A 12,480-nucleotide genomic window follows, 5' to 3' on the forward strand; every position below is an offset into this window, starting at 1 on the left:
GGGGAACGGGGCCGCATAGATGCCCGCCCACACCGAACGCGGGTGTAGCTCAGTTGGTTAGAGCGCCGGCCTGTCACGCCGGAGGTCGCGGGTTCGAGCCCCGTCACTCGCGCCACTTTCCTTGAAAGGAAGGTGGATGGTTTTCCAGATCAGCATCGTCTGGTGGCCTGCATGGACCACGCCAAGATGCCGCCCTGCGCGGGTGTAGCTCAGTTGGTTAGAGCGCCGGCCTGTCACGCCGGAGGTCGCGGGTTCGAGCCCCGTCACTCGCGCCATTCTCCCCGGATCGAGTGACGATGCTGTTGGACGCGGCGCTTGCCCTGCGTCCTTCGATAATGGCTGATTTGCGTCATTTTTCGCCGAAGTTCACAGTGTATGCGCGCGCGTGCCCGGGCGCGCGTAGGCGTTGCGTGTCGGACATTTCAAAGAGGCGGAAAGGATAGGCGGGTCGGCGGGCAGTAGGACAGGCCAAATTTCGGGGCTGTTGGAGAAATAGGATGGTTTTCGAGGATGTTGTGGCCGTTTGGCCACGGATGATTCCCGATGGGGCGGCCGGGGCCTTTGGGTGATGGAGGCGAGGATTGCCAGGCTGAATGATTTTGGGTGGAGAGCGGAGGTTTCCCTATTCGTCACCCCGGGCTTGACCCGGGGTCCCGCTTTCTTTCTGAGTCCGCGCCCGGCCCAAGGCAGCGGGACCCCGGATCAAGTCCGGGGTGACGGTGGGGCAATGACCGCAACTGGCCAATCCAAAAACATTCCCCCTCCCGTAAACGGGAGGGGTTAGGGGTGGGCGCCACCCCGGACCTGATCCGGGGAGCTTCTAACTTAGCCGTTGCACAGCAACGCGCATGTCGCGCCAGCCCACCCCCTAACCCCCTCCCGCTTGCGGGAGGGGGAATGACGGCTTCCCACCCGAAATGCCTAAAAACCCCGCCAGCGCCCGGTCTCCATCCAGGACAGGAGGCGCTTCAACGGCAATATCCATATCCAGATCAGGCCGAGAAAGACGTAGACCGGCACCTGCACGATCATCGGCAATCGTCCGATCAGTCCCGACAGGCTTCCCACCAGCACCGCCCACAGCGCGATCAGGCCCAGGATCATGAACATGCCCACGGGCTTGCGCCAGCTTGGCCTGTAGGTGGGACGGGGATCGATGCTCATGCCTCATATCCTTCGATCAGCTCGACTTCGGTCAGGATCAGATTGAGCGGCAAGTCCCACGGATCGGCGGGCAGGTCGTCATGTTCCTGCACCGACCAGGCCAGCCCCAAGCGCAGCGCGTCGGGATAGCGGGCGAAGACCCGGTCGTAATAGCCGCCGCCCTGGCCCAGCCGGTTCATCGCCCGGTCGAAGCCGATCAGCGGGGCGACGATGACGTCGGGCGTCACCGGATCGCCGGTCGGTTCAGGATGGCTGGTGCCGAACAGGCCGGGGAAAAGCCGGTCCTCCGGCCGCCAGCTCAGAAAATCCATGCTGCCCAGCCGATCGATCACGCGGGGCAGGGCCAGCGTCTTGCCCATGGCCTGCAAGGGGGCGGCGAGCCGCTGGGCCGGGGCTTCGTCGTCCAGCCCCATGTAAAGAGCCACCACCTCGGCGTCCGCCAGCCGCCTGGCGAGGGGGGAGGGGATCACCTTGAACGCCAGCCGGTGCGCCAGCGGATCGAGCGAGGCCACGAAGGCGCGCCGCCTCTGCCGGGCGATGGCACGCAGGGTCGCCTTGTCTGTGTCGTCGCTCATCGGGGGCCTTATGTTGGCGAAGGGACATTGCGGGAGGGGGGTGACGGGACCGCCTCGGCCGTGTGCTGGAAAATCCTCTGACGCCTCAACGTCAGGTGGGAACCATGTAGATCGGGCCGGAACCCGCCCAGGGACAGTCCCCTTGGATGTGATTATCGCCTCAGGGATGTTCGCTAAAGCTCGATACCGCGCAGTGCCCGTCGCCTCTCTATCTAGGCTTCGGGCGAAGCTGCGACAAGTCTCTCGCGCAGCTTTTCTATGCGCGTGGCGAGGGATTCGAGCGCGCGGGCGGCCGGTTCGTCCCCCGACTCCAGCGCCAGCGTCTGTTGCCGCCCTATCGCCTCGCGCTTGAGGTCATTGAGTTCGTCGGCGAGGAACAGCGCGGCGAACAGCAGCGTGCGCACTTCGGTCAACCCCGGCGTGTTCTGCTGCGCCAGCCGCGCCTTGCGCTCGATCAGATTGGCGAGATGCGCCAGATGCGCCTCCTCCCCGTCGCGGCAGCGCAGGTCGTAGACGCGCCCGGCGATGTGCAATGTGGTTTCAGCCACCGGCCCGTTCCTTCACGTCCTGCCCCTTCAATTCGGTGATGAGACTGTCCAGCGACCGCAGCGCCGCGCGGGCGGCGGCGGCGTCGATGCCGGGTAGGGCGCCGGCTGGGAGGCCGGAAGAGGGGACAGGCGCGGCCGCAAGGCCTTCCACATCCTGTTCCAGCCGGTCGATCGCGCGCTCCAGCGTGCGGATGGCCTGCATCATTCGGTCACTTGCCATGTTCCACGCATAGACAAAGTTTTCGCCGCGCAAAAGCCGTCATTCGGCGGCTTGGCGCAGCCTGGGGGCCGCCCGTGGTTGACGCCTTGTCCCTGAGGCGACAAAGGGGGCGCAATTTCGATTCGCTGGCCTTAACAGGGGGCCATAGACAAGCCAGGAAAGACGCCGCTTCGATGACCGTTTCCGAAAAGTCCCTCGCCAACGCCATACGGGCGCTTTCCATGGACGCGGTGCAGGCCGCCAACAGCGGCCATCCGGGCATGCCGATGGGCATGGCGGACGTCGCCACGGTGCTGTTCAAGGACTATCTGAAATTCGATCCGAAGGCGCCGAAATGGGCCGACCGCGACCGTTTCGTGCTGTCGGCGGGCCATGGGTCGATGCTGATCTACTCGCTGCTGCACCTGACCGGCTATGCGCGCCCGACCATGGAGGACATCGCGAATTTCCGGCAACTGGGCAGCCCCTGCGCCGGGCATCCGGAAAATTTCGAACTGGCGGGCGTGGAGGCGACCACCGGGCCGCTGGGTTCGGGCCTGGCGACCGCCGTCGGCATGGCGATTGCCGAGCGGCATCTGAATGCGCAGTTCGGCGACGATCTGGTCGATCACCGCACCTGGGTGCTGGCGGGCGACGGCTGCCTGATGGAAGGCGTCAACCATGAGGCCATCGGCCTGGCGGGGCATCTGAACCTCGGCCGCCTGATCGTGCTGTGGGACGACAACAAGATCACCATCGACGGCGCGGTCGACCTGTCGAGCAGCGAGGATGTGCGGGCGCGCTATGCCGCGACCGGATGGCATGTGGTGTCGTGCGACGGGCATGACGTGGCCGATGTGCGCCGCGCCATCGACGAGGCGCTGGCCGATCCGCGCCCGTCGCTGGTCGCCTGCGCCACCAAGATCGGCTATGGCGCGCCGAACAAGGCGGGGACTTCGGGCGTTCACGGGTCCGCGCTGGGCGAGGCGGAAGTCGCAGCGGCTCGCGAATTCCTGGGCTGGTCGGCCGAGCCTTTCGTCATTCCCGAAGACATCGCCGCCGCCTGGAAGGCCATCGGCGCCAAGGGCGGCGACGCCCGCGCGGCCTGGGCGGATCGTCTCGGCGCCAACGCGCAGAAGGCGGAGTTCGAGCGGCGCATGGCCGGCGAACTGCCCGCCGGTTTCTCGCTCGACGCCTATATCGACACGCTGATCGCCAATCCGCAGAAGGTCGCCACCCGCAGGGCGAGCGAACTGGCGCTGGGCGCGATCAACGACCTGCTGACCGAGACGCTGGGCGGTTCGGCGGACCTGACCGGCTCCAACAACACCAAGACCAAGTCGACCGGGCCGCTGACGAAGGACGATTATTCGGGCCGTTATGTCTATTACGGCATTCGCGAATTCGGCATGGCCTGCGCGATGAACGGCATGGCGCTGCATGGCGGCGTCATTCCCTATGGCGGCACCTTCCTGGTGTTTTCGGACTATATGCGCGGCGGCATCCGCCTGGCCGCGCTCCAGCAGATCCGCGCCATCCATGTGCTGACCCATGACTCCATCGGCCTGGGCGAGGACGGCCCGACCCATCAGCCGATCGAGCATGTCATGTCGCTGCGCATGATCCCGAACCTGGACGTCTATCGTCCGGCGGACATCGTCGAGACGGCGGAATGCTGGGAACTGGCGCTGAAGGATGCGGACGGCCCGTCGGTGCTGGCGCTGACCCGGCAGAACCTGCCGCAGTTGCGCACCGAGAAGGCGGGCGAGAATCTGTCGGCCAGGGGCGCCTATCGCCTGAAGGCTGCGACCGCCGAGCGCAAGGTGGTGCTGGTCGCCACCGGCTCCGAGGTCGAGATCGCCGTCGCCACCGCCGCGCTGCTGGAGGAGCAGGGCATCGGCGCGGACGTCGTCTCCATGCCTAGCTGGGCGCATTTCGATGCGCAGCCGCAGGCCTATAAGGACGATCTGCTGCCGCATCATGTGCTGCGCTGCTCGATTGAAGCGGGCACGACTTTCGGGTGGGAGCGTTATGTCGGCATCGCCGGGCTGCGCTTCGGCATCGACACGTTCGGCGCCTCGGCTCCGGCGGAAGTGCTTTACGATCATTTCGGCCTGACGGCCGCCAAGATCGCGCCGCGCATCGTGGCCGCGCTCGACTGAAATTCAACCAACCGGGAGACAAGTGCAGTGGCAACGAAGGTAGCAATCAACGGTTTCGGCCGTATCGGCCGTCTGGTGGCGCGCGCGATCCTGTCGCGGACCGACCATGATCTGGAACTGGTGAGCATCAACGACCTGGGCGACGCCAAGTCCAATGCCCTGCTGTTCAAGCGCGACAGCGTCCACGGCAATTGGGGCGGTGAAGTCAGCGTCGACGGCGACGCGCTGATCATCAACGGCAAGCGCATCGCCGTCACGGCGGAGCGCGACCCCTCCAAGCTGCCGCATGCCGCCCAGGGCGTGGAAATCGCGCTGGAATGCACCGGCATCTTCGCCGATAAGGCGAAGGCCAGCGCGCACCTGACCGCCGGGGCCAAGCGCATCATCATCTCCGCCCCCGCGACCGGCGTCGACAAGACCGTGGTGTTCGGCGTTAACCATGAGACGCTGAGCGCCGACGACGTGGTGATCTCCAACGCGAGCTGCACCACCAACTGCCTCGCTCCGCTCGCGAAAGTCCTGCACGACGCCCTGGGCATCGAAAAGGGCTTCATGACCACGATCCACAGCTACACCAACGACCAGAACACGCTGGACCAGCTCCACAAGGATATGCGCCGCGCCCGCGCCGCCGCCGTGTCGATGATCCCGACCACCACCGGCGCCGCGCGCGCCGTGGGCGAGGTGATGCCGGAACTGAAGGGCAAGCTGGACGGTTCGTCGGTGCGCGTGCCGACCCCGAACGTCTCGGTCGTCGACCTGAAGTTCATCGCCAAGCGTTCGACCAGCGTCCAGGAAGTCAACGAACTGCTCAAGGCCGCTTCGGAAGCCGGGCCGCTCAAGGGCATATTGGGCTATTCGGACGAGCCGCTGGTGTCCATCGACTATAATGGCGATGCGCGCAGCTCGACCGTCGACAGCCTGGAAACGGCCGTGATCGACGGCACGCTGGTCCGCGTGCTGAGCTGGTACGACAATGAATGGGGCTTTTCGAACCGCATGATCGACACCAGCGGCGTCGTGGCGAAGTTCCTCTAAACGACATGAACCCCGCCGGACCGATCCGGCGGGGTTTTTCATCCAATTCCACGCATTACAGGGAGCGATCATGGCAAAGCCGTTCAAGACACTCGACGACATGGGGGACATCACGGGCAAGGTGGTGCTGGTGCGCGAGGATCTGAACGTGCCGATGCAGGATGGCTCCGTGACGGACGACACCCGCCTGCGCGCCGCCATGCCGACCGTGCTCGAACTGGCGGATCGCGGCGCGAAGGTGCTGATCCTCGCTCATTTCGGCCGTCCCAAGGGGCAGAAGAACCCGGAATATTCGCTGTCGAAGATCACCCGCCCGCTGACGGCGGTGCTGGGCCGCGACGTGCAGTTCATCCCCGATTGCCAGGGCGAGGCGGCGACGGACGGCATCAAGGTGATGCGCAACGGCGACATCGCGATCCTGGAGAATACCCGTTTCCATGCGGGCGAGGAAAAGAACGATCCTACGCTGGCGGAAGCGATGGCGGCGATTGGCGACCTCTATGTGAACGATGCTTTCTCCGCCGCGCACCGCGCCCATGTTTCGACCGAGGGTCTGGCGCACAAGCTGCCCGCCTTTGCCGGGCGTTCGATGGAGAAGGAACTGGACGCGCTCCAGGCCGCGCTGGGCGAGCCGGTGAAGCCGGTCGCGGCGGTCGTGGGCGGAGCGAAAGTGTCGACCAAGCTCGACGTGCTGAACAATCTGGTCGCGAAGGTCGACCATCTGATCATCGGCGGCGGCATGGCCAATACCTTCCTCTATGCCCGCGGCGTCGATGTCGGCAAGTCGCTGTGCGAGAAGGATCTGGCGGCGACGGCCGAGGCGATCTTCGACAAGGCCGAAGCGGCGGGCTGCACCATCCATCTACCCTATGACGTCGTCGTGGCGAAGGAGTTTGCCGCCAACCCGCCCTCCTTGCGCACCTGCAACGTGCATGAGGTGGCCGAGGACGAGATGATCCTGGACGTCGGCCCGGCTGCCGTCGAGGCGTTGGGTGATGCGATCAAGAACTGCCGGACTTTGGTGTGGAACGGCCCGCTCGGCGCGTTCGAGATCGCGCCCTTCGACAAGGCGACCGTGGCGCTGGCGAAGACGGCGGCGGCGCTCACCAAGGAAGGCGGGCTGACCTCCGTCGCGGGCGGGGGCGACACCGTGGCGGCGCTCAACCATGCGGGCGTGGCGGGCGATTTCAGTTTCGTTTCCACGGCGGGCGGCGCTTTCCTGGAATGGATGGAAGGCAAGGAACTGCCCGGCGTGAAAGCGCTGATCGCCTGAACCAGATTGCGGAGCGCGCCTTGGAGAGTGGCGCGCCTCGCTCGACCGTGGACGCCGCGCGCGGCGTTCCTCCCATAGACGCGCTGCCGGGTGGGCGGCGCTTCCAACCAAGAGGTATGTGCAGATGCAGTTCGAGGACATGAAGGCGAAGATCGAGGGCGGCAACGGCTTCATCGCGGCGCTCGACCAGAGCGGCGGTTCGACGCCCAAGGCGCTGAAGGGCTATGGCATCGAGGAAGACGCCTGGACCAATGAAGAGGAAATGTTCGGCCTGATCCACGCGATGCGCAGCCGCATCATCACCTCGCCGGTCTTTTCGGGCGAGAAGGTGCTGGGCGCGATCCTGTTCGAGCGGACCATGGACGGCGAAGCGGGCGGCAAGTCCGTTCCGCAGGCGCTGATCGAGCGCGGCGTCGTGCCCTTCATCAAGATCGACAAGGGCCTGGAAGACGAAGCGAACGGCGTGCAACTGATGAAGCCCAATCCGGGCCTCGACACGCTGCTGCACCGCGCCAAGGCGCTGGGCGTGTTCGGCACGAAGGAGCGTTCGGTCATCAACCTCGCCAATCGCGAGGGCATTGCCGCCGTCGTCAGGCAGCAGTTCGAGGTCGGGCAGCAGGTGCTGGCGGCTGGCCTGGTTCCGATCATCGAGCCGGAAGTCAACATCAAGAGCCCGGAACGCGCCGAGGCCGACCAGATATTGCTGGAGGAAATCCTCAAGAATCTGGACGCGATGACGGGCGACGACAAGGTGATGTTGAAGCTGTCGCTGCCGGTGAAGGCTGGCCTGTTCGACCCGCTGGTCGACCATCCCCGCGTGTTGCGCGTGGTGGCGCTGTCGGGCGGCTTCTCCCGCTCCGAAGCCTGCGTCGAACTGGCCAAGAATCGCGGCATCATCGCCAGCTTCAGCCGCGCCCTGCTGAACGACCTGCGGCATCAGATGAGCGACGATGAGTTCAACGCCTCGCTGGGCGAAGCCATCGATGAGATTCATGGGGCTTCGACCAGGAAGGCGGCTTGATCGGGATATTGCCGCTTAAGCGCCTTCTGGTCTGGATGGAGACCGGACCTTCTTAATCCTCCCCATCGGTAGATGGGGAGGGGGGCCATGCGAAGCATGGTGGAGGGGAATGGGGCACGACCTGCGTATTTCCCCTCCACCACCGCCTTCGGCGGCGGTCCCCCTCCCCATGCTTCGCATAGGGAGGAATTTAGTGGCGGCTATTGACCGATGAGGGATGGTCAGTTCCCGCTTCCGATGGCTTCCCTCAGGATGCGCGCGTCGGTGATGGCCTGCGCGTCATAATCATTGTTGAAATAGGCCCAGACGGTCTGGCCTTCGCGGCTCCGCGCCTTCATCCATTCGGCCCAGTCCTCCAGCCTTTCGCGGGAATAGCTGCCGCGATATTTGCCGGTCGTGCCGTGGAAGCGGACATAGGCGGTCGTGCCGACGGCCAGCCGGGGACTGGCCGAGCCGGGCATGTCGTGGACGCAAAAGGCGGCGCCGTGGCGTTCCAGCAAGGCATAGACCTCATCCACATACCAGCTTGGGTGCCGGAATTCGAAGACCGGAACCGGATGGCGCGGCGCGATGCGCAGGAAATCCTCCAGCCGGGGCAGGTCCAGCGTGAAATGCGGCGGCAGTTGATAGAGGACAGGCCCAAGGCTGTCGCCGAAATGGGCGAAGGACGCCATCATCCTTTCCAGCGGCTCCTCGCAATCCCTGAGCTTCTTCATCTGCGTCAGATAGCGGTTCGCCTTGGCCGCATAGCAGAAGCCGCTGGGCGCCTGTTCGCGCCATTTGTCGACCGTTTCCGGGCTGGGCAGGCGGTAGAAGCTGTTGTTGATCTCCACCGTGTCGAACTGTTCGGCGTAGAAGGCGAACCAGTTTTTCGCCGCCATCTTCTCCGGGTAGAAGCGCCCGCGCCAATCCCGGTAATTCCATCCTGAGCAGCCGATCCTGATCATGGGGAGGAAACGTGGGCGGGGTGGAATAGGCTCCCCCCCTCTTTTCCAATCCGTCCAAAAGCGGCTAAGGCGAGGGGCATGACCGATTTCACCGACGAAGAGCTCGCCCTCGATCCGAATTTCGCCGACCGTTTCGAGCAGGGCTTTCGTCCGGCCTGCCAGCTTTACCTGATCTCGCCGCCTGAGATTGGCGCGGATTTCGTCGACAGTCTGGCCGCCGCCTTCGACGGAGGCGGCGTCGCGGCGTTCCAGTTGCGGTTGAAGGGGCTGGACGAAGACGCTGTCGCCCGCGCCGCCGAACCGCTCCAGAAGCTCTGCGCCGAACGGGACGTCGCCTTCATCGTCAACGACAGCATGGCGCTGGCGAAAAGACTGGGCGCGGATGGGGTGCATCTGGGGCAGGGGGATGGCGACCCGAAGGAAGCGCGCAGGTTGCTGGGGCCGTCGGTGCAGATCGGCGTCACCTGCCATGACAGCCGTCATCTGGCGATGGAGGCGGGCGAGGCGGGCGCGGACTATGTCGCCTTCGGGGCCTTTTATCCGACGACGACCAAGGAAACCCATTATCGGCCCGATCCGTCGATCCTGGGCTGGTGGACGGCGCTGTTCGAACTGCCCTGCGTCGCTATTGGCGGCATCACGGCGGAGAACGCCGCGCCGCTGGTGAAGGCGGGGGCGGATTTCCTGGCGGTGAGCGGGGCGGTGTGGAGCCATCCGGAAGGGCCGCGGGCGGGCGTGGCGGCTTTCGAGGTGGTGTTGGCGCGGAAATGAACGCGCCGTGCTCCTGCGAAGGCAGGAGCCTGGGCAGCGTGGACAAATTCAAGACTTGTCGGACTGAGTGATTTGGGTGGAGAGCGGACCTTCCCCTATTCGTCACCCCGGACTTGATCCGGGGTCCCGCTTTCCTTCTGGGTCCGCGCCCAGCCCAAGGCAGCGGGACCCCGGATCAAGTCCGGGGTGACGGAAACTAATGACCGCAACTGGCCATTTCACGACATTTTCGAATTTGTCCACGCTGCCTAGTCCTGCCTTAGTAGTGAATCATCGCACCGTCTGAACTGGGCTCCTGCCTTCGCAGGAGCACGGTGGGAGAAGCAGGAGCGATGGGAGAGGCAGGAGCACGGTGGCGGAAAGGGGGGCAGGCAGCTTTCCTGCACTTTGCGCGTTTTCTCTTCCATAATCGGGAGAGTATCGCCTTGAAAACCTATGCCTTGATCCTCGCATCGCTATGTTCGGCCTGCAACATGACCGTGACGGACGCAGACGAGAGCGCTCCGTCCAATGCCGCTTCCCCTGAGGGGAAGGGCGCCGCTTCTAAGCCCGCCGATCCCTATGGCTTCGTCATCGTGCCGGAACCGGCGGGATCGCCTGCGCGGGTGGAGGCGGTGTTGCAGGCGCAGGTGGCGCTGGACCGGGCGGGCTTTTCGCCCGGCGTGCTGGACGGGAAGGAAGGCATGTCCTTCACCACCGCGCTCAAGGGTTTTCAGGAGGCGAAGGGCCTGCCGACTACCGGGCGATATGATGAAGCGACCGCCAGGGCGCTGCTGGGCGACCGGCCGCAGCCCGCGACATGGCTGGTGACGATCCCGGCGGGGTTCGCCAAGGGGCCGTTCTTCGCGGTTCCCAAGGATCTGAACGATCAGGCGAAGCTGCCTGCGCTCGGCTATCGAAACCTGCTGGAGAAGCTGGCCGAGCGGTTCCACACCCGGCCGGAGGTGCTGGCAGCGCTCAATGCGCCGGATACGAAGGTCGGCGCGGGCGCCACCATCCGCGTGCCCGCCATCGCCAACCAGCCGGTGGCGCGGATCGAGGGGGACGAGCGGGGCTGGGGCGAAACCCTGGCGTCGCTGGGGGTCGCCAAGGACCAGCCGCAGGCCGACCATATCGTCGTCGACAAGTCCGGCGGAGTGCTGAGGGCCTATGATGCGCAGAACCGGCTGATCGCGCAATTTCCCGCCACCATGGGGTCGCAGCATGATCCCCTGCCGATAGGAACCTGGGAAATCAAGGGGTTGAGCCGCAATCCTGACTTTCATTATAATCCCGACCTGTTCTGGGATGCGTCCTCCACGGACGAGAAGGCGGTGTTGAAGCCCGGCCCCAACGGCCCGGTCGGCGTGGTGTGGATCGACCTGTCCAAGCCGCATTACGGCATTCACGGCACGCCGGAGCCGCAGACCATCGGCCGGACGGAAAGCCATGGCTGCATCCGCCTGACCAACTGGGACGCGGCGCGGCTGGCGCAGATGGTGCAGTCCGGCGTGAAGGCCGTGTTCCAGCCATGAGGGCGCGCGGTTGGGCCGGAATCGGTCTGGCCGTCCTGTTCTGCGCCGGCTTTCTGAAATTCTGCGTGCGGATCGTCCCCGCCGACGCGCCGGTTTCGATGCTTCCCTCGCGGCCCGCCGCTGCGGATGCGGGGCCTTTGCTGATCCCGGTGGAGGGGGTGCCGCCCACCGCGCTCAGCGACACTTTCGCCCAGGCGCGGGCGAGCGGGGCGAGGCCGCACGACGCCATCGACATCATGGCGGCGCGGGGCAGGGCGGTGCTGGCGGCGGCGGACGGGCGGATCGAAAAGCTGTTCTGGAGCGGGGAGGGCGGGCGGACCGTCTATCAGCGCTCCTCCGACGGGCGGCGCATCTATTATTATGCGCATCTGGACGGCTATGCGCCGGGTCTTGCGGAAGGGCAGGCGGTGCGGCGCGGACAGCGGATCGCCAGCGTCGGCAGCAGCGGCAATGCCGATCCGGGCGCGCCGCACCTGCACTTCGCGGTGCATGAGATGGCGCCGGGCGAAGCATGGCATGGGGGGCGGCCGGTCAATCCCTATCCCTTGCTGGCAAGGCCGCGATAGGCGGCTGCCCCCTTGCCCTTTCGCCTTCGGCCATGTAAGGGCGCGGCCAGCCTCCAGAGGCCGGCTCTTTTCACCTTCAGACATATAGGCAGGCTCTTCCCATGAAGATCAGCGGCGTCGAGATTCGTCCCGGCAACAACATCGAATATGACGGCAGCCTGTGGCGCGCCGTGAAGATCCAGCATACCCAGCCCGGCAAGGGCGGCGCCTATATGCAGGTGGAACTCAAGAACCTGATCGACGGGCGCAAGAACAACGTGCGTTTCCGGTCCGCCGAGACGGTCGAGCGCATCCGGCTCGACACCAAGGATTTCCAATATCTCTATGCGGAGGGCGACATGCTCGTCTTCATGGACACGGAAACCTATGAGCAGATCAACCTGGCCGCCGATCTGGTCGGCGATGCCGCCGCTTTCCTGCAGGACGGCATGATGGTCATGCTGGAAATGTATGAGGAACGCCCGATCAGCGTCCAGCTTCCCGAAACGGTCGAGGCGACCGTGGTCGAGGCCGACGCCGTGGTGAAGGGCCAGACCGCTTCGGCCAGCTACAAGCCCGCCATCCTCGACAATGGCGTGCGCGTCATGGTGCCGCCGCACATCGTCACCGGCACGCGCATCGTCGTCGACGTCTATGAGCGCGAATATGTGAAGCGCGCCGACTGATATTGATTCCCCCTCCCGCAGGCGGGAGGGGTTGGGG

Annotated in this window: 13 protein-coding genes and 2 tRNA genes; 10 read left to right on the forward strand and 5 right to left on the reverse strand. The window is 65.3% G+C overall.

Features of this window, described 5'->3' with window-relative positions; genetic code table 11:
- Nucleotides 1-38 precede the first annotated feature (38 nt).
- Nucleotides 39-115 (forward strand) — tRNA-Asp (locus L286_RS43835).
- A gap of 83 nt (nucleotides 116-198) precedes the next feature.
- A tRNA-Asp gene (locus L286_RS43840) sits at nucleotides 199-275 on the forward strand.
- 646 nt (nucleotides 276-921) lie between these two features.
- Here the strand turns inward: L286_RS43840 and L286_RS43845 are convergent.
- The 4 genes from L286_RS43845 to L286_RS43860 all read right to left on the reverse strand — a co-directional run bounded on the left by L286_RS43845 (nucleotide 922) and on the right by L286_RS43860 (nucleotide 2,492).
- Nucleotides 922-1,164 carry a DUF2842 domain-containing protein gene (locus tag L286_RS43845; RefSeq protein WP_020818910.1) on the reverse strand — a complete coding sequence of 81 codons (243 nt, stop codon included), beginning with the start codon at nucleotides 1,162-1,164 and terminating at the stop codon, nucleotides 922-924.
- On the reverse strand, nucleotides 1,161-1,739 hold the full coding sequence (locus tag L286_RS43850) for a 5-formyltetrahydrofolate cyclo-ligase (protein WP_020818909.1): 579 nt from the start codon (nucleotides 1,737-1,739) through the stop codon (nucleotides 1,161-1,163). Before L286_RS43850 ends, L286_RS43845 begins: the two co-directional genes overlap by 4 nt.
- A 212-nt stretch (nucleotides 1,740-1,951) precedes the next feature.
- Complete coding sequence (locus tag L286_RS43855) at nucleotides 1,952-2,287, reverse strand: cell division protein ZapA (protein ID WP_007683530.1); 336 nt, start codon at nucleotides 2,285-2,287, stop codon at nucleotides 1,952-1,954.
- Nucleotides 2,280-2,492: a hypothetical protein gene (locus tag L286_RS43860; RefSeq protein WP_013039709.1), complete on the reverse strand. Its 213-nt coding sequence runs from the start codon at nucleotides 2,490-2,492 to the stop codon at nucleotides 2,280-2,282. Before L286_RS43860 ends, L286_RS43855 begins: the two co-directional genes overlap by 8 nt.
- A 188-nt stretch (nucleotides 2,493-2,680) precedes the next feature.
- Between L286_RS43860 and tkt the strand changes: the two genes are divergently transcribed.
- From tkt to L286_RS43880, 4 genes are all read left to right on the forward strand, one after another.
- Nucleotides 2,681-4,648, forward strand: a complete 1,968-nt coding sequence (gene tkt / locus L286_RS43865) for a transketolase (RefSeq protein ID WP_020818907.1) — start codon at nucleotides 2,681-2,683, stop codon at nucleotides 4,646-4,648.
- A gap of 27 nt (nucleotides 4,649-4,675) precedes the next feature.
- Nucleotides 4,676-5,686, forward strand: a complete 1,011-nt coding sequence (gap, locus tag L286_RS43870) for a type I glyceraldehyde-3-phosphate dehydrogenase (RefSeq protein ID WP_021223957.1) — start codon at nucleotides 4,676-4,678, stop codon at nucleotides 5,684-5,686.
- 70 nt (nucleotides 5,687-5,756) lie between these two features.
- Nucleotides 5,757-6,959, forward strand: a complete 1,203-nt coding sequence (locus tag L286_RS43875; protein ID WP_020818905.1) for a phosphoglycerate kinase — start codon at nucleotides 5,757-5,759, stop codon at nucleotides 6,957-6,959.
- A 124-nt stretch (nucleotides 6,960-7,083) separates the two neighbouring features.
- Nucleotides 7,084-7,980, forward strand: a complete 897-nt coding sequence (locus L286_RS43880; protein WP_020818904.1) for a fructose bisphosphate aldolase — start codon at nucleotides 7,084-7,086, stop codon at nucleotides 7,978-7,980.
- Between the two features lie 221 nt (nucleotides 7,981-8,201).
- Here L286_RS43880 and L286_RS43885 read toward each other — a convergent pair whose 3' ends face one another.
- Nucleotides 8,202-8,861: a DUF72 domain-containing protein gene (locus tag L286_RS43885; RefSeq protein WP_235181765.1), complete on the reverse strand. Its 660-nt coding sequence runs from the start codon at nucleotides 8,859-8,861 to the stop codon at nucleotides 8,202-8,204.
- A gap of 144 nt (nucleotides 8,862-9,005) precedes the next feature.
- Between L286_RS43885 and thiE the strand changes: the two genes are divergently transcribed.
- From thiE to efp, 4 genes are all read left to right on the forward strand, one after another.
- A complete protein-coding gene (gene thiE, locus L286_RS43890; RefSeq protein ID WP_020818902.1) occupies nucleotides 9,006-9,698 on the forward strand; it encodes a thiamine phosphate synthase in 693 nt (230 codons plus the stop codon).
- Nucleotides 9,699-10,123: 425 nt separating this feature from the next.
- On the forward strand, nucleotides 10,124-11,212 hold the full coding sequence (locus tag L286_RS43895) for a L,D-transpeptidase family protein (RefSeq protein ID WP_020818901.1): 1,089 nt from the start codon (nucleotides 10,124-10,126) through the stop codon (nucleotides 11,210-11,212).
- Nucleotides 11,209-11,778 (forward strand): M23 family metallopeptidase, encoded by a 570-nt coding sequence (locus L286_RS43900; RefSeq protein ID WP_020818900.1) that lies wholly within the window; start codon nucleotides 11,209-11,211, stop codon nucleotides 11,776-11,778. The genes L286_RS43895 and L286_RS43900 overlap by 4 nt, the downstream gene beginning before the upstream one ends.
- A gap of 101 nt (nucleotides 11,779-11,879) precedes the next feature.
- Nucleotides 11,880-12,443: an elongation factor P gene (efp, locus tag L286_RS43905; RefSeq protein ID WP_007684847.1), complete on the forward strand. Its 564-nt coding sequence runs from the start codon at nucleotides 11,880-11,882 to the stop codon at nucleotides 12,441-12,443.
- Nucleotides 12,444-12,480: the final 37 nt, after the last annotated feature.

The sequence above is a fragment of the Sphingobium sp. HDIP04 genome (assembly GCF_000445085.1).
GTDB classification, from domain to species: Bacteria; Pseudomonadota; Alphaproteobacteria; order Sphingomonadales; family Sphingomonadaceae; genus Sphingobium; species Sphingobium indicum.